The sequence below is a fragment of the Chloroflexota bacterium genome (assembly GCA_009840625.1).
Lineage (GTDB): Bacteria > Chloroflexota > UBA11872 > UBA11872 > VXNJ01 > VXNJ01.
Genome location: VXNJ01000004.1, coordinates 1 through 24,579 on the forward strand (window position 1 = coordinate 1; position 24,579 = coordinate 24,579).

At 61.7% G+C, this 24,579-nt stretch carries 22 protein-coding genes; 5 read left to right on the plus strand and 17 right to left on the minus strand.

Annotated features, from left to right (window positions below):
- Window positions 1-48: 48 nt before the first annotated feature.
- The gene (locus tag F4X41_04030) at window positions 49-1,209 is read right to left on the minus strand and encodes a xylose isomerase (protein MYB16192.1); all 1,161 of its coding nucleotides are present in this window, start codon (window positions 1,207-1,209) and stop codon (window positions 49-51) included.
- A gap of 163 nt (window positions 1,210-1,372) precedes the next feature.
- On the opposite strand from F4X41_04030, the gene acs reads away from it, so the two are divergent.
- A complete protein-coding gene (gene acs, locus F4X41_04035; GenBank protein MYB16193.1) occupies window positions 1,373-3,355 on the plus strand; it encodes an acetate--CoA ligase in 1,983 nt (660 codons plus the stop codon).
- A gap of 12 nt (window positions 3,356-3,367) precedes the next feature.
- On the opposite strand, the gene dgoD is transcribed toward acs, so the two are convergent.
- On the minus strand, window positions 3,368-4,507 hold the full coding sequence (gene dgoD / locus F4X41_04040; GenBank protein MYB16194.1) for a galactonate dehydratase: 1,140 nt from the start codon (window positions 4,505-4,507) through the stop codon (window positions 3,368-3,370).
- Between the two features lie 144 nt (window positions 4,508-4,651).
- Here dgoD and F4X41_04045 point away from each other — a divergent pair, with 144 nt between their 5' ends.
- A complete protein-coding gene (locus tag F4X41_04045; protein ID MYB16195.1) occupies window positions 4,652-6,220 on the plus strand; it encodes a hypothetical protein in 1,569 nt (522 codons plus the stop codon).
- On the opposite strand, the gene F4X41_04050 is transcribed toward F4X41_04045, so the two are convergent.
- The gene (locus F4X41_04050) at window positions 6,217-6,906 is read right to left on the minus strand and encodes a glycerol-3-phosphate acyltransferase (protein MYB16196.1); all 690 of its coding nucleotides are present in this window, start codon (window positions 6,904-6,906) and stop codon (window positions 6,217-6,219) included. The two genes, F4X41_04045 and F4X41_04050, sit on opposite strands and share 4 nt — an antisense overlap.
- Before the next feature lie 100 nt (window positions 6,907-7,006).
- Between F4X41_04050 and F4X41_04055 the strand changes: the two genes are divergently transcribed.
- On the plus strand, window positions 7,007-7,621 hold the full coding sequence (locus F4X41_04055) for a hypothetical protein (protein ID MYB16197.1): 615 nt from the start codon (window positions 7,007-7,009) through the stop codon (window positions 7,619-7,621).
- A 518-nt stretch (window positions 7,622-8,139) separates the two neighbouring features.
- On the opposite strand, the gene F4X41_04060 is transcribed toward F4X41_04055, so the two are convergent.
- From F4X41_04060 to F4X41_04085, 6 genes are all read right to left on the minus strand, one after another.
- The gene (locus F4X41_04060; protein ID MYB16198.1) at window positions 8,140-10,719 is read right to left on the minus strand and encodes a restriction endonuclease subunit R; all 2,580 of its coding nucleotides are present in this window, start codon (window positions 10,717-10,719) and stop codon (window positions 8,140-8,142) included.
- A complete protein-coding gene (locus F4X41_04065; protein ID MYB16199.1) occupies window positions 10,716-12,425 on the minus strand; it encodes a site-specific DNA-methyltransferase in 1,710 nt (569 codons plus the stop codon). The genes F4X41_04060 and F4X41_04065 overlap by 4 nt, the downstream gene beginning before the upstream one ends.
- A gap of 255 nt (window positions 12,426-12,680) precedes the next feature.
- Window positions 12,681-14,063 (minus strand): sulfatase, encoded by a 1,383-nt coding sequence (locus F4X41_04070; protein MYB16200.1) that lies wholly within the window; start codon window positions 14,061-14,063, stop codon window positions 12,681-12,683.
- Window positions 14,064-14,066: 3 nt separating this feature from the next.
- Window positions 14,067-15,476, minus strand: coding sequence for a sulfatase (locus F4X41_04075; GenBank protein ID MYB16201.1), 1,410 nt, complete (start codon window positions 15,474-15,476; stop codon window positions 14,067-14,069).
- Window positions 15,477-15,576: 100 nt separating this feature from the next.
- Complete coding sequence (locus tag F4X41_04080) at window positions 15,577-16,950, minus strand: sulfatase (GenBank protein ID MYB16202.1); 1,374 nt, start codon at window positions 16,948-16,950, stop codon at window positions 15,577-15,579.
- An 82-nt stretch (window positions 16,951-17,032) separates the two neighbouring features.
- Window positions 17,033-17,965, minus strand: coding sequence for a tetratricopeptide repeat protein (locus F4X41_04085; protein MYB16203.1), 933 nt, complete (start codon window positions 17,963-17,965; stop codon window positions 17,033-17,035).
- 40 nt (window positions 17,966-18,005) lie between these two features.
- On the opposite strand from F4X41_04085, the gene F4X41_04090 reads away from it, so the two are divergent.
- Window positions 18,006-18,653 (plus strand): site-2 protease family protein, encoded by a 648-nt coding sequence (locus tag F4X41_04090; protein MYB16204.1) that lies wholly within the window; start codon window positions 18,006-18,008, stop codon window positions 18,651-18,653.
- Window positions 18,654-18,667: 14 nt separating this feature from the next.
- Here the strand turns inward: F4X41_04090 and F4X41_04095 are convergent, their stop codons facing one another.
- Window positions 18,668-20,065 carry an NAD(P)/FAD-dependent oxidoreductase gene (locus F4X41_04095; protein ID MYB16205.1) on the minus strand — a complete coding sequence of 466 codons (1,398 nt, stop codon included), beginning with the start codon at window positions 20,063-20,065 and terminating at the stop codon, window positions 18,668-18,670.
- A gap of 84 nt (window positions 20,066-20,149) precedes the next feature.
- Here F4X41_04095 and F4X41_04100 point away from each other — a divergent pair, with 84 nt between their 5' ends.
- Complete coding sequence (locus tag F4X41_04100; protein ID MYB16206.1) at window positions 20,150-20,488, plus strand: hypothetical protein; 339 nt, start codon at window positions 20,150-20,152, stop codon at window positions 20,486-20,488.
- 48 nt (window positions 20,489-20,536) lie between these two features.
- Here the strand turns inward: F4X41_04100 and rpsI are convergent, their stop codons facing one another.
- From rpsI to rpsK, 7 genes are read right to left on the minus strand one after another with little or no spacing between them, the layout of a single operon-like run.
- A complete protein-coding gene (gene rpsI / locus F4X41_04105; GenBank protein MYB16207.1) occupies window positions 20,537-20,932 on the minus strand; it encodes a 30S ribosomal protein S9 in 396 nt (131 codons plus the stop codon).
- Window positions 20,933-20,934: 2 nt separating this feature from the next.
- Window positions 20,935-21,381 (minus strand): 50S ribosomal protein L13, encoded by a 447-nt coding sequence (rplM, locus tag F4X41_04110; GenBank protein MYB16208.1) that lies wholly within the window; start codon window positions 21,379-21,381, stop codon window positions 20,935-20,937.
- Complete coding sequence (gene truA, locus F4X41_04115) at window positions 21,374-22,159, minus strand: tRNA pseudouridine(38-40) synthase TruA (protein ID MYB16209.1); 786 nt, start codon at window positions 22,157-22,159, stop codon at window positions 21,374-21,376. The genes rplM and truA overlap by 8 nt, the downstream gene beginning before the upstream one ends.
- A 3-nt stretch (window positions 22,160-22,162) precedes the next feature.
- Complete coding sequence (locus F4X41_04120; protein ID MYB16210.1) at window positions 22,163-22,513, minus strand: 50S ribosomal protein L17; 351 nt, start codon at window positions 22,511-22,513, stop codon at window positions 22,163-22,165.
- A 23-nt stretch (window positions 22,514-22,536) separates the two neighbouring features.
- Window positions 22,537-23,574 carry a DNA-directed RNA polymerase subunit alpha gene (locus tag F4X41_04125; protein ID MYB16211.1) on the minus strand — a complete coding sequence of 346 codons (1,038 nt, stop codon included), beginning with the start codon at window positions 23,572-23,574 and terminating at the stop codon, window positions 22,537-22,539.
- Window positions 23,564-24,199, minus strand: a complete 636-nt coding sequence (gene rpsD, locus F4X41_04130; protein ID MYB16212.1) for a 30S ribosomal protein S4 — start codon at window positions 24,197-24,199, stop codon at window positions 23,564-23,566. Before rpsD ends, F4X41_04125 begins: the two co-directional genes overlap by 11 nt.
- A complete protein-coding gene (gene rpsK, locus F4X41_04135) occupies window positions 24,199-24,579 on the minus strand; it encodes a 30S ribosomal protein S11 (protein ID MYB16213.1) in 381 nt (126 codons plus the stop codon). Before rpsK ends, rpsD begins: the two co-directional genes overlap by 1 nt.

Sequence of the window (24,579 nt, forward strand, 5' to 3'; positions counted from 1 at the left end):
CAGTCGGCTGAAACCGGGTCGTCCGCGCTCTTCCTGCGGCGCGGGCTCCTAGCGCACGCCCAGCAGAATCTCCACCGCCAACTGGTCCAGCCGTTCGTAACGGTACCCCTTGGCGGCGAGCATTTCCAGGTCGAATTCGGCACCCTTGACTTCATTTGCGCGGTCGCTGCTGTAGCCGGCCGCAATTTCGTCCCATTCGTCGGACTGTTCGCGCAACCCGGCCAGGATTTCGGCGATTTCAGGGTCGGCGTTGAACCTGGACACCTTCTCCTTCAGGATCAGGTAAGTCCGCATGCAGCCGGCCGCGAAATCCCAGACACCGTCTTCGTCCTCGGTGCGGTAAGCGTGGGCGTCGAAGTGCCGCATGCCGTCCCAGCCCGAATCCTCCAGCAATTTGACCAGGAAGAAATTCGACTTTAACTGCACCGAACCGAAGCGAAAGTCCTGGTCGTAGCGGTCCATGTCCTGGTCGTTGAGGTCGATGTGGAAGAGTTTGCCGGCGTCCAGGGCCTGGGCGACCGCGTGCGGGAAATTGAGCCCGGCCATCGTCTCGTGGGCGACCTCGGGGTTGACCCCCACCATTTCGGGATGGTCCAGGGTAGCGATGAATCCCAGCATCGAGCCGACCGTCGGCAGGAAGAGGTGCCCGCGCGGCTCGTTGGGCTTGGGTTCGAGCGCAAAGCGCATCCCGTATCCCTGATCGTTGCAGTATTCGCACAAGAAGTTCAGCGCCTCGCGAAAGCGCGCGTAGCCTCCGGTCAGGTCCTTGGCGGCGTCTACTTCAGCGCCTTCGCGGCCACCCCAGAACACGTAGGTGGTCGCGCCCAGCTCGGCGCCGAGGTCGATCGAGCGCATCGTTTTCTGCAGCGCGAATCGCCGCACTGCGGGATCGTTGGCGGTGAACGCGCCTTCCTTGAACACCGGGTGCGTGAAGAGGTTGGTGGTCGCCATCGGGACCTTGAGGCCGTGGTCGGAGAGGGCCTGCTTGAAGGAGGAAACTATCCGGTCGCGTTCGCGTGGAGTGGCGTCGAAGGGAACCAGGTCGTTGTCGTGCAGGTTGACCCCGTAGGCTCCAAGTCCGGCGAGTTTCTCGACGATTCGCTCCGGCGGAATCGGATCGCGCACTGGGTCGCCAAACGGGTCGCGACCGATATTGCCGACGGTCCAGAGACCAAAGGTGAATTTGTCAGCCGGGGTCGGATCGTACATTGGGGCAAATCCTTGGCCACAGTACTGGAGGTGGCGCCCGCCCGTTGCGAGGCGGCGCGGATTGAGCGTTCACAGTCTAGTGGGGACGGGCGTCGTCAAGATTTGCACGGCTAGAATTTTCGCCCCAGCTTCAGAATCCGCCCGCCCGCGACCGGCTCCCCACATGACCGAAACCAACCCGCAGCTGTTCCACCCGGACCCCGACGATGCCCGCGGCGCCCCTATTTCTTCGCTGTCCGAGTACCAGCGCCTGCACCGCCTGAGCCTTAACGACCCGGAGCGCTTCTGGCGCGATCAGACGGACCAGTTCGAATGGGACCGCCCGTGGACCAATCTCTGCGACTGGAACCCTCCGTTCGCCCGTTGGTTCACCGACGGCGCCCTCAATATCACGGTCAACCTGCTGGACCGCCACGTGGCCGCTGGCAACGGGTCGCGGGTGGCCTACTTCTGGGAAGGCGAGCCGGGTGACCGCCGCACGATCACCTACGCCGACCTCCTGGATGACGTCTGTCGGGCCGCCAACGCGCTGTCCGCGCTGGGCCTGGAGTCCGGCGACCGCGTGATCATCTACATGCCGATGGTCCCGGAGCTGGTAACCGCGATGCTGGCCTGCGCCCGCCTTGGGGTGGTCCACAGCGTGATATTCGGCGGGTTTTCGGCTGATGCGATCCGTGACCGCGTACAGGACGCCGGCGCCCGAGCGGTCATAACCGCCGACGGCGGATGGCGGCGAGGCAAGGTCATTGCCCTCAAGGACAACGTCGACCGCGCGCTGGCCGATGGGGCCTGCCCCAGCGTCGAAAACGTGCTGGTGCTGCGCCGCTGCCAAAACGAAATCGGGTTCGAAGCGGGTCGCGACCGCTATTGGGACGAACTGCTCGCCGAACAGACCGCAACCTGTCCGCCGGTGAGCTTGAGCGCAGAGCACCCGCTGTTCATCCTCTACACCTCCGGCACGACCGGCAAACCCAAGGGGGTGGTGCACAGCTGCGGCGGATACATGGTCTACACCGCCATGACGTCGAAGCTCGCTTTCGGCCTCGACCAGGACGACATCTACTGGTGCACAGCCGACATCGGCTGGATCACCGGCCACAGCTACATCGTCTACGGGATCCTGGCCAACGGGATCACATCCGTGATGTACGAAGGCGCTCCGGACTATCCGGACTTCGGCCGGTTCTGGCAGATGGTCGAGCAGTACAAGATCACTGTCTTCTACACCGCTCCGACGGCGATCCGGGCGTTCATCAAGTGGGGCGATGAATGGCCGGCCGGGTCGGACCTGTCCAGCCTGCGGGTCATCGGCACGGTCGGTGAGCCGATCAATCCCGATGTCTGGCTCTGGTACCGCGAACACATCGGCGGCGGCAATTGCCCGGTAGTCGACACCTGGTGGCAGACCGAAACCGGCGGATTCATGATCACCCCGCTGGCGGCGGCGACCCCGACCAAACCCGGATCGGCGACCCTGCCGATGCTCGGCGTGGACACCGAGGTGCTGGCCGAAAACGGCGAGCCGGCCGGCCCCGACCAGCGCGGTCTGCTGGTAATCCGGCGACCCTGGCCTTCGATCATGCGGGGAATATACGCCGACGGCTGGGGGGTGACCGGTCACCCCGGCGAATTCGGGGACCTCGACCGCTTCAGCGAGACCTATTTCGAGCGGTTTCCGGGGTTGTACTTCACCGGTGACGCCGCCACCCGCGATTCCGACGGCTATTTCTGGATCATCGGCCGGGTCGATGACGTATTGAACGTTTCCGGGCACCGCATCGGTACCGCGGAAGTCGAGAGCTCGCTGGTGAACCACCCGTCGGTCGCCGAGTCCGCCGTCGTGGGAATTCCCGATCCCCTGACCGGCGAGGCGGTGGCCGCGTTCGTGACCCTGCGCGCCGGAGTGGCCGAATCCGACGACCTGGCCAGCGAACTTCGGGCGCACGTGGCCCAGAGCATTGGTGCGTTCACCCGGCCGAAGATTCTGCGTTTCGCGCCGGCGCTGCCCAAGACCCGTTCGGGGAAGATAATGCGGCGGCTGTTGCGGGAGATCGCCTCGTCGGGGACCGTCGCCGGCGACATTACCACGCTCGAGGATGCGACCGTGGTAGAGGCCCTTGCCGCGAGCGGCGACGACGAGGACTGACCGGCCCGGAAACTACCAGTTGGTGACCGCCCCGTCGGCGCGGCGGTATTCGGGGTTGCGGCGCATCCGAAAGGGATGCCGGGCGGCCGCTTCCAAGTCGATTTCGATGCCCAGACCGGGAGCATCCGACACGCTCAGGTAACCGTCCTCGAACCCGACCTGGGCCGGGAACACCTCGGACAGCTCACCGGGCAAGCGCGGCATCTCCTGGACTCCGACCAGCGGACTCGCCAGGCACAGGTGCACGCAGGCGGCGGCCGAGACCGGCCCCAGCGGGTTGTGCGGGGCCAGGTACTGGTAGTGGGTCTCGGCCCAGCCGGCGATCTTGCGGGCCTCCGAGATTCCGCCGGCGATGCACAGATCCACCCGCACGTAGTCGATCAGGTCGCGCTCGATCAGCGGCTTGAATTCCCATTTGCTGGCCAACTCCTCGCCGCCCGCGATCGGGATGTTGGTGTGGCGCCGCACGTGCGCGTAGGCGTCCGGGTTTTCGGATCGGGCAGGGTCTTCAATGAAAAAGAGGTCCAGGCCCGAGAGGCGATCGGCCAATCGCACTGAATCGTGAGGGTCCAATCGGGTGTGGAAATCAACGCAGAGCTCGATATCGGGGCCTATCGCGGATCGCACCGCCTCGGCCCAGGACTGGGTCTGGCGCACGATGTGGCGAGGTTCGAAGATTCCGTTTGAGGCATCGGTTGTCGAAATCCGAACGAACTTGTAACCCTCCCCGACCGCGCGGCGCGCGTCGTCGGCGACCGCCTCGGGCGTGTCGCCGTTAACGTGCGCGTAGGCGACCACGCGTTCGCGGCATTTGCCGCCCAGGAGCTGGTAGACGGGCACGCCAAGTGACTTGCCGAGGATGTCCCAGAGCGCAATGTCGATCGCCGAAACGGTCGCCGAGACAATCTGGCCGGCCTTGAAGAAGCCGCCCCGGAAGAGCCGCTGCCAGAGGTGCTCTATCCGGCGCGGGTCCTGGCCGACCAGGACATCCCGGAAGTGCTCGAGGCAGCCGGCGATCGCCAGCTCCTTGCCGGTTATGCCCGACTCGCCGACCCCGGTGATCCCGGCGTCGGTTTCCACGACAACGAAGTTAAAGTTTCGCCCGCGTTCGGCGTGGTAGACGGGGACCGCGCGGACATCGGTGATCTGCATTAGAAACGGTGCTCCGGCACTGGGCGTTGTCGGGTTTTGGGCGGCATGCTTATTATTCTTGCGGCAGCGAATTGAGAGGGGTCGGACGCGGTAGCTAGCACCAGGACCAACGGTCCGCCGCCGCAGCGCGGTTCTCGCGACACGGTGCCGGTCCGATTGGGCCGCGCGATCCAGGTCGAGATCATCGACACCGTCACGCTGCGGCGGCGGCGCTCGCCCCAGTACACGCTGGTGATGGGGTTCCTGGCGATGACACTGTTCGCCGCGGCCCTGCTTGCATTGCCGTTCGCCTCCGCCGACGGTACCGCCACGCCTCTCTGGGACGCCCTCTTTACGGCCACCTCGGCGGTTGCCACCTGCGGACTGGTGGTCGTGGACACCGGCACCCACTGGAGCCAATTCGGCCGGATCGTGATCCTGCTGGCAATGCAGGCGGGCGGGCTCGGGTTCATGGCCGGCACGATCATCCTCTTCCAGGCGCTCGGGCGCCAGATCAGCCGTCATCAACGCCAGACCCTGCAGGAGCAGCTGGCGCTGCGGTTCTTCGGCGGAATGTCGCGCACCGCGCGGTACTTCCTCGCCTACACGCTGGTCCTGGAACTGATCGGATGGGTGCTCCTGGGCTGGCAATTCGCCAATTCGGACGGGCCCGGCAGCGCCGACCCGGTCTTCTACGGCCTCTTTCACGCGGTCAGTGCGTTCACCGGATCGGGGTTCGACTTGATGGGCGGCTATTCGTCGATGGCCGGTTTTGCCGCCACCCCGGTCTTCCTGGTGATCATGATGGCCCTGATCATCCCCGGCGACCTCGGTTTCCTGGCCGTGTTCGACGGATTGCGCAGCCGCTCCTGGCCGTATGCGCTGGAATGGCGATTCAAGCGGGCGGAAACCGGGTTGGTCAATTTCGCCTCCCGCACCGTCTGGCGGATCAACTCGGGAGCCCGCTGGATGCGCGCGCGCTTCGGCAGGCAGGCCGAAACCCTGTCGCCACCCGAGCCCGAACGCGCTCCAACCCGACCACGGCGTCCGCCCAACATGCGAATGGAGACCAAGCTGATCCTTGCCGGAAACGCAATCTGCTGGCCGCTGGCGGCGGTCGGATTTCTGATCCTGGAGTGGGGCAATCCCGACACCCTGGGAGCGCTTCCGGCGATCGACCGGGTATTCAACTCGGCGTTCCACGCGGTTACATCGCGCAACGCCGGTTTTTCGACGGTAAGCGTCGGGACGCTAAACGAGCTGACCCTGATTCTGCTGGTGCCGTTCATGATCATCGGGACCGCCTCGGCGTCGATGGGGGCGGGGCTGAAAATCAACACCGTCGGAGTCCTGTTCGCGACCGCCATGTCGCGCCTGCGGGGACTACGGCAGACCGAAATCTTCGGGCGCAGCATCCCGGTCGACAGGGTCTACGTCAGCGTGACCCTGCTGGTGCTGTTTCTAGCAATGGAGCTGATAACGCTGTTGGTTGTCCATGCCACGTACTCGAATCCGGAGATGGTCAATTCGTTGTTCGATTCGGTCTCGGCGGTAAGCGACATTGGACTCTCGACCGGCGTACCTTCGCAACTCAACCCCGGCGGCAAATTCTTTATGTGCCTGATCATGTTCATCGCCCGGCTCGGACCGCTGACCATCGTGCTGGCATTGCTGAGTCCGCGCATGGTGGGCGTGGGCGTCCGGATGCCGGCCGAATCGCTGCGGGTGGGTTAGAGCGATTGACCGGGCACGGTGTCTTCGCCCAGCGCCAGCCAGTAGGCTGCGGGTCGGCCGATGCCGGTCGCGATCGCGGACGGGAGCAGGAACGCACGCCGCGCCAGCAGGAGCGCCAGGGCCGCCACGCTGCCGGCCGTGACCGGAGGAGCGGCGCCGGCCAGTGGAGCGAAAGCTATCGTCCCGATGACCATGATCAATACGGCGAACCCCGGCTTGCGTGCTATCAATCCCGAACCGTAGCCGCAAACCGCCCCTAAGACGTACAGGCCCGTACCCTCGAAAAACCCGAACGCCACATACATACCGGCCAGCACCGCAACACCCCGGCCGGCGGTGGAAAACCCGAGCCATATTGGCCAGCAGTGCCCAAGAAACGCGCCGACGGCCCAGAGCACCGGTCCCCATTCCGAATCCCAGAAGTAATGCAGCGCCAGCATCGGCACCAGTGCCTTCAGCAGGTCCAGCAGCAGCACCAGCGCACCCCAGAGCTTGCCGACTTGGCGGTAGGCGTTCGAGGCGCCCAGGTTACCGGTGCCCAGCCGGCGCAGGTCGCGCTTGCGCCACCGTCCGACCAGGTGCGCGAAGGGAATCGCGCCAACCAGATAGCCGCAAAGGAAAGCCGCTATTTCAACTGACAAGAGCCCTCCAGGTGCGCCGTCAACGGCTCCCGCGGCAGGCCGCAAAGAAGTCGAGGTGGCCTATTCTTGGCTACCGAATCCCTTGCGGCCGATTCCAGTGGCCGGACCCGCATCGCGGCGGGCCCCGAGTTGAAAGCTTGAGTTCATGGATCAGATTTTCGACCTTGTCGGATCACTGGTTGGAGGCATAGCGTTGGTCTGGGTCACCGCGGCGACCGCCTTGGTGGTGTCGATCCTGTACCTGCTGGCCCGCGCCCACAACATGGGCACGATACGCTTTTCGGTTGCCGGGCTGCATCTGCTATTTGCCCGCCTGGTGGCCCTGGTCATGGTGCTGATCACTTTCCTGGCCGTGGTCAAGATCCTCACTGCGGTGCTCTCGCTGCTGTTCGGCGACGCATTCGCCTACGGGGGCGGATCGGACGTGGACGAGCTCGAGGTGCTTGCCCGATGGGTCGTTTACGGGGCCCTGGCGGTGGTGATCTATATCTTCATGCTGATCCGGGCCCGGCAACTGGCCGACTCTCCGCCGGCGCAATTCATCCGCACTGCGTATTTGACGATCGCGTCCGGGATTTTCTGCGTCACTTCGATCATCTACACCTTCCGCCTGGCCGGCGCGATCATAGACACCGCCATCGAACCGAGCAGCATTTTCGACCGCAGTCCGGCGATCGGGCAGCCGCTGGTGATCCTGGTGGCCGCCGTCGCCTTCTTCTTCGTTGCCGGCTATTTCGCGCGCCGGGAAGGCAGCGCCTGACCCAGTCGGCGCAGGCCTGGCCCGCTTGGCGGTCGGTAAAGCACCTCGATCCGTATTCGGCTCCTCAAAACGATGTGATCATCGGGTCCGGCCGCAGACTCTGATTTGGGCAGTAAGGTTCGATCGAACCGCGGCCCCGCTGGCGCGGCGCCACTGTGCAGTCATCGAATCCGACGGCTAAATGACCCGCAGTTTGGCATTTAGACAAACTTTGTTGATGCTGGCAGCCTCAATCGGATATCAGCCCGTTTGGGCCTACTATTTCGGGCATGTCGATTCCGTTTACGTCAAATAAGCTCGAATTCATTGCGTGCGGCAAATTGGATCCCGGCAACTAGGAATTTCGGTGGGGGCCAAGCGGGGGCAGATCGGGCTGGGGAAACTCTGCCCGATTTAGGTCAATGCCATGGCTTCAATTCGACGTCGAAAAATTGACCTTAGAAACTACCTGAGTACCGCATCACAACCGATTCACATCGAATGAACGATCGCTTGTGTCGCCAGAAATCACACTGCAATTACGAAACCCGTCGGCCCAATATCCCGTTCAATTTTTCTTGCCATTCATCCTCGTCAACGACTTCATAAGTGACGGCTTTGCTGCGCATCGCCGGTACAAGGTCGGCCCACTTTGCTTCGCGCGCGTGTTCGCAGCAAATATCAAACACCGACCGCTTGTAATTCGAGTCTTCTGATTCCTTCAAATGAACGCCTTTTGTTTCGACTACAAATATTTGGTCAAACTCTTCACCACTCGCGGTCGCATCCCCACGCATAGTCACGATGAAGTCAGCGTAGATCCGTTTTCGTTTCCAACCTTGAACGTAATGGTCCTTGCGGGCGCGATTACGGTACCAAAAGTAGAGCTTCTCTTGCTGATCCAAATAAGTCGCAACTTGGCTCTCGAACTGATTGAGGTCATCCTCCATCGTTGAATCGAATAGATTTCGCTGAAAGGGGCGTCCATCTTCGCGATTTGCTCGTTTCGCACTCGGGACATCGATTTGACCGGGAATTCGATTGAATTCGAGGTTTTCTGCAACAACTAAGAATCTCATCTCTCCCGAATTCAGCAAGCTATGGAACACCTCGCGAGAAAGACGATCCCGCACATCTTCGACGTGTCGGCGAAGCGATTCCAGGACAAAAACCTGATTAGCCAAAACGATTTCAACCGGGTAGCGCTCAAGCAGGGCCTCGAATGTGCACCGAACAATTTCGTGGCCGCGCCACGGATTGGAAATCAAATCCACAAGGTGGCTAGTCGCGTAATAGAAGCAATTTGAAAGTTCGAGGCCAGGGTCGGCTTGTGGTCCATCCGGCTTAGCGGTGGCGATCAAATTTTCTTCGGTGACTGCTGGCGGCATTACACGTACCCCCGCAGTTAGGTTGGCAAGCAGCTTGACATCCCCATATATGCCTTCACCCAAATGCATATGGTCCACCTCTGGGGGAGTCAAATCATCCCAGGGCACCCTCGAAAGAATGTCCGCCTCGTAGTGCACCGGTCGCCAACCATCTTCATCCCGAATAACGAAGGCAGGTAGTACAAGATTGCGCGTAGAAGCTCTAAACCGTGACCGCTGACTAGTTCTGATCGTACTTTTTGAGGCGGCCGAGTCGACTTCAGTTACAACTTTGCCTTCGAGGCCCTGCAATCCTTCAAGTCCAAATCCCTTTCTGATTTCTTTCAACAGCTCGGTACCTCGCCGGCTGAAGCAGAAGACATAGCTTTCATCAAGCAAAGGCACACCTGTTTTGCGCGCATATGGCTGTCGCAGGATTCGGCCAACCAATTGCGTAATTCCAGTCTTCGACTGTGGGTTCGTAAGGATCGTCAGAACGTATGCGAACGGGCAATCCCAACCTTCTTGCAATGCCTGCTTGGTGATGATGAAACGGATTGGACAGTCGCGCGACAACAGTCCCCCTACGTCGTCCACATCCTTGAGCTCGTTCTTGGAACTCGTTTTAATTGCGACATGCTCCGCTTTTATTCCCGGGTGGCGAAGCAAGCTTTCGCGCACATCTTCCGCGTGGATGTAACCGGGTCTTCGCTGTTGGGCTCCCGTTCTTTCCACTTGAATGACGCACAGTGGACGAATGTACGTCCCGGATTCAGCAATGTGACGATTAGCTTCAATTTCAAGTCGCTCACGATGGTCGATCGACGCAAAGAGTGTGTCTTTCCAATCGCCGCTCGATTTATTGATGACGTGCAAATCGAGCTTGATCATTTCTTCAGCGTGTAATTCCAATCCCAGAATCTCGACCAGTACGTTTGCTCCCGAAGCTGGGGTTGCCGAAAGCTCTACGATCATGCAAGGATTGAATCCCTCGAGGGTCGCTTTCGCGTTGTCGCTGTACGCTTTGTGCCCTTCATCCAGGATGACAAGAGGGTTAAGGAGCCGCACTGTATTCCCGAGTGAGGTCTTCGCTAATCGACCCCAAAATCCATCCGGATGCTCAAAGGTATCTAAATTCGGGACCTCGTCGAGAAGTTTCTTGTGCGCAACAGGATCATCGTCAGCGGGGAAAAACTCATCGAATCCGCCGCTGTCTCGAAATATACGAAGAGTGTCTCTTGTTCGCCGATTTGCAGACGGGAGCATCAGCAGGAGAATGCAGAGATTCTCGGAAACATCACTCGGCCCAAAGGTCGCGGTTTTCTCGAAAATATGCGTGCGTTGGCCAGATGTTAAATCGAGGTTTTGGCGGTAAGGGTGATCGCGGTCTCTTAGTGCTCTAAGCGTTTGATCGTATATCTGCTGCGTGGGTACGATCCACAGTACCAAACCGCGCCGACTCCCCCGAAAGCGCGCGTTAACAATATCAATGACGCGCGTGGCGAGCAAAGTTTTGCCGCCGCCAGTTGGAATCTTTAAGCAAAACGCTGGCAGCCGTTCGCCAAGTCCGTTGCGCCGCGGATTGTAAGGCCTTGTTGGCACCGTCTTTTCCCACGCGCGCTGCACCCAATCGAATCCCCAATCAGGGTCTAGTCTCTGCGCCGCCCAATCCTTCTCCCGCCATTCAGCAAGCTGCTGAACAAAAGTCTGGACCGTCGCCAATGCTCGATTCTGATAGTCCTTCAATATCATGGTTCGAGGCCAGAAATCGTTTCGTAAATCTGGAACGGAAGTTGCTGAAAGTCAATCTGGTAGTAGTGAAGGAATTCGCGATCAAGGTACTTTGTTGGCGCGAATACCAATTTGCGTCTATCACTGGCGGGTAACTCCCGGGCCACTGCAAGCGAGAGCGCGAGGTCTTTCAATTTCTCGACGTCGGGCTCATAAATGAGAAAAACATCATGTGATGCGGTGCGCCCAATAAGCCCCAAATTCTCATTGGCCTCAGTCGGATCGAATTCCAGTCCAGTTGCGGTGAAGAAAACATATTCCGCCAGTTTCTGCCATGAGGGTAGGTGAGAACCGTCCAACAAGTTCTCTTGGCGCATCGGTAATCCGAGTTCGAAAAAGCTGAAGCTGCCTCCGAATCCCGATTTGACGGCATCAACTCTAGAGTTGGGCACTCCATTGATGACACGTCTAACCCGTTCAGCAGTAATCGAATCGGCGTATTCCTCGCATTCGACAAGAATGAATCGCCTGTTGCCGCCGTCCTGGCGATTCAGGGTGAGTACAGCATGGGCTGTCGTACCAGATCCGGCGAACGAATCAAGGACAATGGCGTCTTTGTCAGTTGAGAAAGAGAGCAGTTCACTGATCAGCGTTGATGGTTTCGGATTCTTGAAGATTCGGGGGTCCTCAGGGAAGATTTCCCGGATTTCATTTGCTCCGAGCCTGGAATCAATTCCTTGAATCACGCTGCCGAGTTTTGCCATATATTCGTCGGCGTATACCTTTAGTTCAATAATTTTTGACTCATCTGATCCGAATAAAACGCGGTTTTCTGCAATCAATTGGGCCATCGTTGCTTCCGGGAAGCGATATCCCATCAACGGCTGCTTGCAAGGCTTGCCGGTAACCGGATGAAGAACGTCATAACGGTATCCTTCGCGCCCCGGGTTATGAACACTTTGGCTTCCCGTAAAAACGCCCGCGTCATCGATGAATTTGTAGCGGTCTAGCGGCTTAAGCTGCATTTTGTGAGATTTGAGCCAGCGCGTGTACTCGCGTTGGCGTTCGACCGGTTCAGGGTGAGCCTCCAATAGCTCAGCACCAATCTGCTGAAGCGCTTCTTTCGGCCCAAACTCGGCGGAATTCCACACTCCCTCGAGGGCGGTTTTGTTGGCGGCATAGCAAACAATGTACTCGTGTTCGACCGCAATATTTGTCGGGTTGTTGTCAGTCGAGCCATGCCATACGATCTGTCCGACAAAGTTGCTTTCCCCGAACACCTCGTTCATCAAGCTCCGCAAATGGTGCATCTCGTTGTCGTCGACAGACACGAAAATCGCACCATCTTCCCTAAGTAACTCTCTCAGCAGATTGAGTCGGGGCATCATCATGCAGCACCACTTGTCGTGACGGGTGAGGTCATCACGGTCCACGATCCGGCCCAACCATTCCCGCATGAGAGGCGAATTCACTTTGTCGTTGTACGCCCAACCTTCTTTGCCAGTGTTGTATGGCGGGTCAATATAAATGCACTTCACTTTCCCTTGATATGTCGGCAAAAGCGCCTTTAAAGCCGCTAAGTTGTCACCGTGAAGTACCAGGTTGTCTTGCAGGCTGCATCTCTCACCTACCCCTTTCCCTCGAATCGGCACCAATTCGTGGAAAGGCACAGCTACATGGTGGTTTTCGACGAAGACCCTTCCTTTAAATTGGAGCCTCGGCAACAATTCCTCCCATAGTCAAATCTTGCGTTTGAGATTCGCAAAGCGGACGCATCGAGTCAACACATATCCGCGAAACAAATCCCAGTTATTGCGTTCGGTCACGCAATTGAGCCGATGATCTAGCGCGGCAGAACTGAATCGGCCCCGGTCCCGATTTCATTGCCGGTGCGGTCGCCGCATTTTCATCGATTGCGCCAACCACTCCTAAGTTTGTCGATCTATTTGGGCAATTGTCATTTTCAGCAGGCGGTCCAACGATCAAGTCTGCTCGTACCAGGGCCCCCGCTGGCGCAGCGCCACCGGATCCAGCGCCGGGATTTCACCGCCGGCGTCGGCGCGGATCCTATCCGTGGCCAGACCCAGCGCGGCGGATTCGGATCCGGCCACGTTTTTGGCGCATGCCGGATAGTCGCGCAGAACCGAGAAAAGCTTCGGATCGGAACCGTCACGGTTGACGATCAGCCACCAGTCGCGATCACGATAGAAGAACTGCTCGCCCATTGCCGAGGTGACGTATTCGCGGCCGCTGGACGATCCGCCAAGGTCGATTCCGTCAATCGGCAGCGGCGCTTCGATTCCGAGCCTTGCAAGGATCGTCGGCAAAACGTCGGAGTGGTAGACGAAGTCCTCGCGGACCTGTCCGGCGCCTTTTCCGTTCGGGTCGCGCACCAGCAGAATCACGTCCATCAACTCGGGGTGCATGTAAAGTCCGTCCTTGCCGATGTAGCCGTGCTCGCCCAACGGGTGGCCGTGGTCGGAGTTGATCACGACCAGGGTGTCGTCGGACAACCCCAGGACATCCAGATGGTCCAGGAACCGACCCAGCCAGCGATCGGTCATCGTCACTTCGCCGGCGTAAAGCGAACGAATGTGTTCCAGCTCCACGGCGCTGATCGTGTTCAGATCGATGCGCGTCGGCCAGATGTAGTCGCGGCCCGAGTAGTCGGGATCATATGGTTCCCAACGCCAGGGCGGCGGGTCCCAAGGTTCGTGCGGATCAAAACAGTCCACGCTGAGAAAGAAGGGGCGCTCGCGGTTTTCTTCCAGAAATCGCATCGCGGCCCTGAATACCTGCGGCGCAAAGCAGTCTTCCTCGTGCCGGCGCGAATCGACGTTGGCAAGGTACTGGCGCAGCATCTGGTCGCGAACGCTGCCGACGTCCGAATCGGGCTGCACGCGCCGGACCTGCTGCATCGGGATGCGGAACCGCGATTGAAAGAGGTCGTTTTCCTGCCCCCGGATCCAGCGGAACTGGTTGAACCCGCGGTGAAAGTTCATGGCCGGCTTGAACTGGTGGTAAACGTCGGTTACCAATCCGGTGTGGTACCCGTTATGGCGCAGGATCTCGGCCATCGTGACCCGCGCATCGTCCAGCGGGTGCCATCCGGGCCAGCGGACGAAATCGCCCTTGCGGCTGAAATGGTCGGCGAAGGGAAAGATCCTTCGGCCGGTATAGAGCGCCTGGCGCACCTCGATCGTGGGCAAGCTCTCCGGGTAGGGCTGGGCGAATCGGAGCGACTGGGTCGCAAACCGGTCCAGGCAGGGGGTGTTGGCGCGCCCGCCATAACAGCCAACGTGGTCGCGGCGCAGCGAATCGAGCGTGACCAGGACGACGTTGGGCGCTTTTTGCAGGGACGGCATGGCCTAAAGCATCTCGTACCAGGGGCTGGCCCGGCGCAGTTGTTCGGGGGTGATGTCGGGAAATTCCCCGCCGGCCTGGCGCAGGCAGATTTCGAAGAACCGGTCGCAGCGGTCCGCGTTGCCGGAGGCCAGGTTGTTGCGACAATCCGGGTCCGAACGCAGATCGTAGAGGTGCTGGTCTGAGCGCCCGTGGTCGGAAAAGTACCAGTATTCGGAATCGGCGTAGGCCACGTAGTTGTGGAATCCGGTCACGGCGTGATCGCGGCCCGGCGCACTGCCGTCGGCGATTGCCAGCAGGTCCTGGCCCTCGACCGGCAACGGCGCTTCCAGGCCCAGTTGGTTCAACACAGTCGGCATCAGGTCATGGGTGTAGACAAACGAATCGCAGGAGGCGCCACCACCTTCGCCGCCGGGCCGCCGGACCATCAGGAATATGTCGACCAGTTCGGGATAGAGGGACCTGGGGAGCTTGCCCATGACCCCGTGCTCGCCCAGGCTGTGCCCATGGTCGGACAGCACAATGAGCAGCGTGTCATCCATGATTCCAAGATCGTGACAGTGTTCTAGGAAGATGCCCAGCCAGCGGTCGGTCATGGTCACCTCGCCCGCGTAGAGGGCGCGTATCAACCGCAGTTCCTCGGGCCCGAGCCCATCGCAGGGTCCGTAGTTGGGCCAGATCAGGTCGGTACCACGGTAACCGGGCGCGTAGCGATCGAGGTACCAGCGCGGCGGGTCCCAGGGTTCGTGCGGATCGAAGCAGTCGACAAATAGCAGGAAGTCCTGTTCGCGGTTGTCTTCTATGAACCGCATCGCCTCGGAAAATACGCGGGGGGCGAAGTAGTCCTCTTCGTAGCGGCGCCAGGCCACATTCGCAAGGTAGCGCTGGATTCGCTCGCGACCGGCATCGGTGTGCTGGACGGGGTAGCTGTGCGCGGTTGCCGTGGCCTCGTCAATCAAGTGCCGAGATTGCCAGCGATCGCTCTCTTGGCCGCGAACCCAGATGAACTGGTTGAACCCGCGGTGGAAATTCATCGCCGGTTTGAACTGGTGGTACACGTCGGTTACGAGGCCGGTGTGAAACCCGGAATTTCGGGCTATCTCAGACAGCGTCACCGCACTCTCCGGATGGGCCTCCCAGCCGGCCCAGGGGACCGCGTCGCCCTTGGGAGTCTGGTGGCCGCCGAACGGGAAAACCCGGTTGCCGGTATGAATTGCCCGGCGCGTCTGGATGGTGGCCAGCGCCTCGGGCTTTGGGTTGGTGAATCGGACCGCCTCGCGACTGAGCTGGTCAAGGGCGGGCGTGTGGATGGCATCGGCGCCGTAGCAGCCGACGTGGTCGCGCCTCAAGGAGTCCAGGATCACCACGATCGCCTTCATGTCGGGCACCTTTCTGCGTGCGCAGCTGGCGGGCACCGAAAAATCATAGCCGCCAATCGACGGCTGGTAGCAGCCAAATCATCGCCGCCACTGCCCCGGTGCCAAAGAAGCGCTGCCGCCAAAAGCGCCGCGCGGTCTAGACCAACTCGTACCAGGGTCCGGCCCGACGCAGTTGTTCGGGAGTGATCTCGGGAAACTCCCCGCCGGCCTGGTGCCGGCAGATTTCAAAGAATCGGTCGCAGCGGGCGCGATCCCCAGCGGCCAGGTTGTTTCGACACCCCGGATCCTCGCCGAGGGAGTACAGGTGCTGGTCGGAGCGCCCGTGATCGGAAAAGTACCAGTATTCGGAATCGGCGTAAACGACATAGTTGTGGTATCCGGTTACGGCAAACTCGCGTCCCGGACGACGGCCGGAGGCGATATCCAACAGATCCCGGCCCTCGATAGCCAGGGGCGCTTCCAGACCGAGGTGGGCAAGCACAGTCGCCGGGACATCATGCGTGTAAACGAACGGGTCGCAACTGGATCCGCCGTTCTGGCCCCCGGGCGGCCGTACCATCAAGATTATGTCAATTAACTCGGGATAGCTCGAAAACGGAAGCTTGCCCATGACCCCGTGCTCGCCCAGACTGTGCCCGTGGTCGGAGAAGACGACCAACAGGGTCTCGTCCATGATCCCCAGACAGTGACAATGCTCCAGGAAGATTCCCAGCCAGCGATCGGTCATTGTCACCTCGCCCGCGTAGAGGGCCCGGATCAGATCGATTTGATTTTTTTCCAGCCCTTCACAGCGTCCGTAGCTGGGCCAGATCAGATCGGTCCCGCGATACCCGGGAGCGTAACGGTCCACGTACCACCACGGCGGGTCCCAGGGCTCGTGCGGATCGAAGCTGTCGACCACCAGCAGGAAATCCCGTTCGCGGTTGTCTTCGACGAAACGCATCGCTTCGGTGAAAACCTGCGGGGCGAAGTAATCGGCTTCGTAGTGGCGCCGGGCGACGTTTGACAGATAGCGCCGGAACCGGATCCGGCGGTATTCGTTGTGTTGGGCAGGATAGCTATGGGCTTCGACGGAATCCCGGTCGACCAATTGGACGGACCCCCAGTGGTCGTTTTCCTGGCCGCGAATCCAGTGGAACTGGTCGAATCCGCGGTGGAAATTCATCGACGGCTTGAACTGGTGGTAGGTATCGGTGATCAGGCCGGTGTGAAAACCGCTGTGACGGGCTATCTCGGCCATCGTCACGACGGACTCCGAATGCGGTCCCCAACCCGGCGTACGGTTGATGTCGCCCTTATAGCTTTGGTGATCTCCGAAGGGGAACACGCGGTTGCCGGTGTGTACCGCGCGACGCGTCTGCAGGGTTGCCAGTGCCTCGGGCTTGGGGTTGTTGAACCGAATGGATTCGCGGCTGAATTGGTCGAGGGCCGGCGTGTGAATGGAATCGGCGCCATAGCAGCCGACGTGGTCGCGACGCAACGAATCCAGAATCACGACGATCGCCTTCATTGCAGATACCTTTCAGGTGGCGGCAATTTGTTCCGCGCGCAATCGAGCCGACGCCCGCCGCGGGCAATTTCAGAAACGCGAGTCAATCGGGCTGGAGGTAGCGGCGCGCCCGGTTGGCGATGCTTCCGCTGCCGCCCAGGGCCACTGCCTGCGAAAAGTCCACCCGGGCCCGGTTCGAATTGCCCAGCCGACGGTGGATGATGCCGCGGTTGAACCGCGCCACTGCGCTGTCGCCCAGCTTGATCAGGCGGTCGTAGTCCAGCAGCGCCTCCTCAATCATCTCCAGCCGCAGCAGGCAGTTTCCCCGGTTCTGCAGGGCCCGGCAGTTTTCGGGCTCGATATCGAGGGTCAACGAAAAATCGTTGACGGCATGGCGCAGCTTCCCCAGGCGCATGTGCGCCACGCCCCGGTCGTAGCAGACTTCCGGTTCGGGGCCGAGCGCCTCCAGAAGGCGGTCGAACTCCTCGACGGCCTCCTTGAGCAACTCCGCCCGGGCCAGGCTACGGGCCATGCGCAGGCGAAGCGTGTCGGCCTCCGGCTCCTGTTTCAAAAGTTCGCTCAGGTCCCGGGCCGCCAGCGCGTGTTGCCCCATCCGCTCATAACAACTTGCGCGCAACGCCAGCGCTTGGGTGTTCTGGTCGTCGCCGGCCAGCACAACCCGGAGCTGTTCGATCGCGGCCGACCGGTTGCCCAGCTCGACGTGCGCATGGGCGCAGCCTATGCGGGCATCGACGTCGTCCGGGTCCAGGGCTATCGCGCTTTCGTAGGCGATAACCGCACCACCAAAATCACCCAGCGCGACCCGCGCCAGGGCCAGCGAATTGTGCGCCACCGGGTTGTCCGGGTCCAGGCGGATCGCTGCATCCAGATCGCCTACCGCCGCGGCATGCCGACCTTCCTCGATCTTGGCCAGCGCGCTGGTGATTAGCTCTTCAGGATCCATTTGCCGACCAGTAACTGCTCCTGTGGTTCCCCGGCCAACAGCGCTAGGGTAAACCGCGGATACGGCCCCCATTTTCAGATAATCCTCTGGCTTGGCAGGCAATTAGGCAACTATGGGGCTTCTGCGCGCCGCCTCCGACCCGGTATTGCTGGTATCCCTGGCAGTGGCGTTCGTGGTGGCCATCACGATCCACGAATTCCTGCACGCATGGGTGGCCGACCGGCTCGGCGACTCGACGCCGCGCCGCGAGGGCCGAGTAACGCTGAATCCCTTGCGGCACCTTGATCCGATGGGGACCGTTCTCCTGGCCCTGGTCGGATTCGGATGGGGACGGCCGGTAATCGTGAATCCCATGAATTTCGCAATCGGGCCGCGCACCGGCATGGCCCTGGTGGCGGTTGCCGGTCCGCTCTCCAACGTGGTTCTGGCGCTGGCCCTGGCGCCGGTTGCGCGATCGTTTGCGGGGGCCGGCGCGGATCCCTTGACCGAAGCGATGGGGCTAATCCTGGTCCTGACCGTCCAGGTGAACGTCCTGCTGGCGATATTCAACCTGATCCCGATACCGCCCCTGGACGGGTTCGCGGTGCTGGTCGGGATAGTGCCGAGGGAGATTGCCTACCAGCTGGACCGGCTGCGCACCTTCGGACCGTTCCTGCTCCTCGCGCTGCTGATCGCCGGTCCGTTCCTGGGACTCAACGTCATCGGGTTCCTGGTCGGCGGGCCGATTTCTTTCGTAAACGGCCTGTTGCTCGGGCCCTGAAGCCGGCAGCGAGTTCAGACCGCCCGCGGGCCGCGCGAACGTTGCAGAGATTCGCCGACCTGGCGGGCGCACTCTTGGGCGAGCCGGACATTGTAGTTGGTGCCGCGGTCTTCGGGGTAGATCTGCGAAGTGTTGCAAACGTAGAGACCCGAGAGATCGGTTGCGAACGGCGGGCGCTGGCGCTGGTAGCCGGCGGTGATAACCGGCTGGGCGACCCGGTCGGCGGACAACCAGAGGTCCTTTACCTGCCCGGTCGCAAATCTCGGGAACACGCGCTTTATCGCCGGCGCATAGGTCGCGAGCAGTTCGTCGGCTGAATATTCGAAGAATTCGTGCCCGGGGTCAAGATAACTGCCGGCATAAAGGAGTCTGGCGCCGCCGTATCGTTCGGGGCCGATCAGGTTGGTATGTTCGACCAGCACCGGGAAGGGAATTGCCGCATCGGCGACGTTCGTCCAGTAGAAGCGCGACAGCTGGCTCTCCAACTGCAGCAGCAGGACCAGGGCGCCGCGGTATTGAATCTGCGGGATCCGTATCCAGTTCGCATGCTCCGGCAGCAGCCGGCGCAGGATCGGCAGGCCGACCGTGGCCACGACCGCATCGGCGCGGTGCGTCTGGCCGCCCACCCGAACCCCGCGAACCCGGTCCCGTAGGCGTTCGATCCCCTCGATCGGGGTGCCAAGGTGGATCCGGGCCCCCTTGCGTTCGGCCGAGATCGACAGGGCCCGGGTCAGTTCGAGGAAGCTGCCGTCGATGTACCCCAGCATTTCTCGCAGCGAGCCGCGCGGCCGCGACCGGGCTCGGACGTGCACCCGGCTCCAGAACCAGGCCATCGAGATCGACCGCCAGTGCGGACCGAACTTGGCTTCAAGCAATGGCCGCCAGACGGCGTTGAAAGCTTCGCGACCGGAGAGACCGGGCAGCACGTCGGCGGCGCGGACGTCCTCGTACTTTGCGTAATCGGTCACCATCTGCAGGCGCAGGGCGGCCAGTCCCATCCGCAGCCGCGCGGGGAGGCTAATCGGAGAAAAATTCAGCAGATCCCAGGGAGTGTTGAAGGGAAAGAGGCGGCCGCCCGTAAAGTACGCCATCGGCGCGGTCTTCCAGGTAAGGCGATCGGCTACGCCCAGTTCCCGCATCAATCCCTGGATTTCCGGGCTGTCGAGAAAGAGGTGGTGGTAAAACCGCTCCACCGGCTCGCCGTTCACCTCGACAACGCCCAGTTCCCCGCCGATCGCCGGACCGGCCTCGAAGACTTCGGCATCGATACCGGAACCAGCCAGCTCGTGGGCAAGGGTCAGTCCGGTGATGCCGGCCCCGATGATTGCGACCCTGGGTCGACCCGTTTGATTGGTCAAGCGGTCATCCGCACTTTTCAATTTGCTGGTCGGGATAATCCGGATATGCGGCAGCGCCGACCAAGAAAATTATCGAATCCGGAGCGCGGCCGCAGGGACGCCGCGGGCGCGATCGCTGAACTGCTGTCGGAGCGTGAATTGGCGCTTTTCCGACGCATGAGCGGCGTCGAGCGCCACATTGCCCGCTTCCGCTTTCGCTACCTCCGCGGCCGGGACATCGGCGATGCCGACCGGCAACGGGCCCTGCTCCTGCGCGACGTCGGCAAAGGCCGGCCCAGTTTTATTCAGCGAGTCCTGGTGGTCCTGCTCGCCGCCTCCCCTGGAATCATGGCGCACTGGCGGCGCAGGGACGATAACTCTTATCTGGCCCAGGTGGCCCGCCTGGCGCAGCACAGCGAGGCCGGCGCCGAACTGCTCAGATTGGCCGGCTCAAACAATCGGGTCATCGAAATGGTGCGGACCCGAGACTCCAGGTAGCGCTAGAAGGCCCCCAGACCGGCCGGCGCCGGGTGATTCGCGCCGCCGCTAGCGCTTGGTGAACTGCGGAGCCTTGCGGGCCCTTTTCAGTCCCGGCTTCTTGCGTTCTTTCACGCGGGCGTCGCGGGTGAGCATGCCGGCAGATTTGAGAAGCGGGCGAAATTCCGGATTGAATTCGTTCAGCGCGCGGGCCAGACCCAGGCGGATGGCTCCTGCCTGTCCGGAATTGCCGCCCCCGGACACTTTGATCGATGCGCGCAACTGGCCCACGTCGCAGAGGCGCAACGGCTCGGTAGCCACGATTCGGTCCATCGGGACCGAAAAGTACTCGTCCAAACGCTTGCCGTTGACGACCACGTTGCCTTTGCTGGAAAACAAGCGCACCCGGGCCGAGGCCTGCTTTCGCCTGCCCGTCCCGTAGTAGTACTTTTCGTCCGGCGCCAATGTCAATCCTTTTCGTTGGAACTGTTCAGCTGGGCAGCGTGCGGATGCTGGGAGCCGGCGTACACGTGCAGGCGTCGCAGCGAGCGTCGGCCAATCTTATTGCGCGGGAGCATGCCCTTGACCGCCAACCGCAGCACCCGGTCGGGGTGCTCGTCCAGCTGGGCCTGCAGCGTTTTCTCGCGCAAACCACCCGGATATCCGGAGTGGCGGTAATACACTTTCTGCTCGCGCTTGCGTCCGGTGACGGAGATGCGCTCGGCGTTTATCACCACTACGAAGTCACCCATGTCCAAGTTCGGCGAAAAGTCGGCCCGCCGCTTACCGCTGAGGATGCCGGCGATCCGGCTGGCCAGCCGCCCCAGAGTCTGGTCGGTCGCGTCCAGCAGGTGCCATTGCTTGTCCTGTTGCTGGGCGCGATCGGCCACATGGGTGCGAAAACTCTTAGGCATCTCCGGCCACCTCGTGGGCAATTCTGTCCGCCGACACCACCCGGCGGCCGTATTCGACCGACCGCAGCGTTAGCCCGTGGGCGGGCGCCGAAGGAGGGATCAATTCGCTCGCGCGGTCCACATCTAGCAGGGAAGCGAATTCGGATTCCTGCCAGCGCGACGACCCAACGTTAACCAATCCGCCCACGATCCGACGGACCATGCGGCGCGCGAATGCCGAGGCCCTGATATCGACCAACAGCAAATCGCCACGGCGATGGCAGAAGCAGTCGAATAGGTGCCTGATCACCGGGCCGGGCTCGGATGCGAATCGGCGAAAGTCGTGCACGCCGCGCAGGCGTTCGGCAGCCGCGTTCATCTGGTCGCAGCGCAGCGGTGTCGGAACGTGCCAGGTGTACTCGGCCTGCAGAGGCGAGCGTGCCGGTCGATTCAGAATCCGGTAGCGATAGGTCCGCGCCGAGGCCTTGCGCCGCGGATCGAATCCGTTTTCGGCCGTCTCAAGCTCGCGGACCGCCAGATCGGAGGGCAGTAACCCGTTCAACGCCCGTGCCAGTTCGGCATCGGCCAGCGGACCCACGTATTCGCAGGCCACGACCTGGCCTTCGGCGTGGACGCCGGAGTCGGTGCGACCGGCGCCCCAGATCCGTCCGGGCCGCCCGTTTAGCACCGCCAAGGCGCGTTCAAGCTCGCCCTGAACGGTGCGCGCTTTCGCCTGCAACTGGAATCCCGCAAATCCGGAGCCGTCGTACTCAACGGTCAGCCGCAGACGTCGGGTCATTGGTCAGATCAACTCGATCTGGGCAAGGCTGGCGCCGTCGCCCTTCCGCATACCGAGACGGTAGATGCGCGTGTAGCCACCCTGCCGGTCGGAGAACCGTTCGGCCAGCTGGCCGAACAGCTTGTCGATGACAATCTCGTCCTGCAGCTGCGCGAACGCCTGCCGGCGCGAATGCTGGTCTCCCTGTTTGGCCAGGGTGATCAGGTGATCGGTCATCGGACGGATCGCCTGGGCCCGGGCGTGCGTGGTGGAGATCCGTTCATGGATCAGCAGCGAGCGCACCAGATTGCGAACCAGCGCCCGGCGGTGGCCGGCGCTGCGGCCGAACCGGCGTTTCTTCACTCGGTGTTGCATTGGTTACCGGGGTTCCTTGCGGCCTACTCTTCGGTTGCCGCGTTCAGCGAGTCCAGCGCGCTTTCGATGTCGGCGGCGGCCTTCTCGCCAACCCCGCTCAGTGATTCGAGTCGATCGGCGCCGCGAAGTTCGATCAGGTCCTCGACGAACTGGACTTGGCCAGACCGCTTGATCGTATTCATGATCCGAGTCGAGAGGACGCCTTCCAATTCGGCCAGCGACGTTTGGGTCACGACTACCGGCTCGGCTTCCGGCGGCGGTTCGTCGCCGACCGACACGGTGGCGATTCGCTGCAGCTCCTCGATGAGGCGTCCGGCGGCATCGGTTACCGCATCGAGCGGTCCGATGGTGCCATCGGTCCAGACTTCCAGGGTCAGGCGGTTGTGGTCGGTTGCCCGGCCCACACGGACGTCGTCGACCTGGTAGTTGACGGCTTTGATCGGCGAAAACAGCGAGTCCATCAGGATTTCGCCGATTTCGCGCTCTTTGCTCTCGTGCTGCAATTCGCTGCCGCGATAGCCGATACCGCGCTCGATGCGCATGTCAACCCGCAGCTCGCCCTCGCCGACCAGGCTGGCCAGGTGGTGGTCGGGGTTTACGATCGCGATTTCCGGCGGGACGCGTATGTCCTTGTCGGTCACGTCGGCCGGCCCCGAGATCTCAAGCGTCGCACCGACTCCCGGCTCCATGCCGTAATCGGTCGAGTAGAGCTCGTCGGCCACCAGCTTAAAGCGCACGTCCTTGAGATTGAGGATGAACTGGATTAGGTCCTCGCGCATGAAGTCCAGGGTCGAGTACTCGTGCAGGCACCCTTCGACCTTGACCCGCGTGATGGCCACGCCGGGTAGCGAAGACAACAGCACCCGGCGCAGCGCGTTGCCGAGCGTGTGGCCGTAGCCGCGCGCCAGCGGGCTCGCTTCGAACCGACCATAGTTGTCGGTAACTTCCACCGCGTGTACGTGTGGCGTCTGCGCGGTTTGAATTGCCAATTGGGCCTCCGTTAGCGAATTGGTTGGCTGTGAGGGCGCCGCGGCCGGAAGAGTTTGGCCGTCAGCGCGAATAGTATTCGACGATCAACTGCTCTTGAATGGCCACATCCGAACTCTGCGGTCCGGGCAGACCGGTCACCCGCCCGCTCATTTCGCCGGGATTTACCTCGACCCAGCTCTGGATTGGGCGTTGGGCGTTGATTTCGAGCGCGGTCTGCACCACGCTCAAGTTGCGGCTGTTCTCGCGAACCCCGACGGAATCGCCGACCGCCAGGATTTGCGACGGGCTTTTGGCACGCCGGCCGTTGACTTCGACGTGACCGTGGCTGACTAACTGCCGGGCTTGTTTGCGCGAAGTGGCAAATCCCATCCGGAAGAACACGTTGTCGAGTCGCATTTCGAGCATCTGCAGGACGATTTCACCGGTCCGGCCGCTCTGGCGCTCAGCCATTTCGAAATAGCGCCGGAACTGGCGTTCCATCACCCCGTAGGTGCGTCTCAGCTTCTGCTTTTCACGCAACTGCTGGGCGTAATTGGAAAAACGCTGGCGCGGAGGGCGTCCGGTCCCGGGCTGCCCCGGCGGCAGGTTGCGGCGCTCGATCGCGCACTTGGGGCCGAAGCAGCGTTCCCCTTTCAGGAACAGCTTCACCCCCTCGCGGCGGCAGAGTCGGCAGCTGGGTCCGGTGTAACGTGCCATTAGTTGCGAGGTCGCTTACGTGGTCTGGGTCCGTTGTGCGGTATCGGAGTCACATCCGAGATGCTCATGATCTGCAGCCCGGCCGCTTGCAAGGCGCGGATTGCCGCATCACGCCCGCTCCCCGGTCCTTTGACGAAAACGGCGATGCGGCGCATGCCGAGTTCAAGCGCCTGGCGGGCGGCTCCGTCGGAGGTGATCTGGGCCGCGTAGGGCGTGCCTTTGCGCGACCCCTTGAATCCGCTGGTTCCGCCGGATGCCCAGGTGAGCACCGCGCCGGTGTCGTCGGTGATGGTCACGATGGTGTTGTTGAAGGTCGCATGGATATGCGCCTGGCCTTCGGTGACCATGCGGGTGAGGCGGCGTCGGCGCCTGGGAGGCAT

Bases quoted from the DNA above. Each gene is read 5' to 3' on its own strand.
- F4X41_04055 (MYB16197.1), top strand. From the start codon at position 7,007: ATGGATCAGATTTTCGACCTTGTCGGATCACTGGTTGGAGGCATAGCG.
- rplM (MYB16208.1), bottom strand. From the start codon at position 21,381: ATGCCTAAGAGTTTTCGCACCCATGTGGCCGATCGCGCCCAGCAACAG.
- rpsK (MYB16213.1), bottom strand. From the start codon at position 24,579: ATGCCTCCCAGGCGCCGACGCCGCCTCACCCGCATGGTCACCGAAGGC.
- F4X41_04080 (MYB16202.1), bottom strand. From the start codon at position 16,950: ATGAAGGCGATCGTCGTGATTCTGGATTCGTTGCGTCGCGACCACGTC.
- rpsD (MYB16212.1), bottom strand. From the start codon at position 24,199: ATGGCACGTTACACCGGACCCAGCTGCCGACTCTGCCGCCGCGAGGGG.
- F4X41_04030 (MYB16192.1), bottom strand. From the start codon at position 1,209: ATGTACGATCCGACCCCGGCTGACAAATTCACCTTTGGTCTCTGGACC.
- F4X41_04070 (MYB16200.1), bottom strand. From the start codon at position 14,063: ATGCCGTCCCTGCAAAAAGCGCCCAACGTCGTCCTGGTCACGCTCGAT.
- F4X41_04085 (MYB16203.1), bottom strand. From the start codon at position 17,965: ATGGGGGCCGTATCCGCGGTTTACCCTAGCGCTGTTGGCCGGGGAACC.
- acs (MYB16193.1), top strand. From the start codon at position 1,373: ATGACCGAAACCAACCCGCAGCTGTTCCACCCGGACCCCGACGATGCC.
- F4X41_04060 (MYB16198.1), bottom strand. From the start codon at position 10,719: ATGATATTGAAGGACTATCAGAATCGAGCATTGGCGACGGTCCAGACT.
- dgoD (MYB16194.1), bottom strand. From the start codon at position 4,507: ATGCAGATCACCGATGTCCGCGCGGTCCCCGTCTACCACGCCGAACGC.
- truA (MYB16209.1), bottom strand. From the start codon at position 22,159: ATGACCCGACGTCTGCGGCTGACCGTTGAGTACGACGGCTCCGGATTT.
- F4X41_04090 (MYB16204.1), top strand. From the start codon at position 18,006: ATGGGGCTTCTGCGCGCCGCCTCCGACCCGGTATTGCTGGTATCCCTG.
- F4X41_04120 (MYB16210.1), bottom strand. From the start codon at position 22,513: ATGCAACACCGAGTGAAGAAACGCCGGTTCGGCCGCAGCGCCGGCCAC.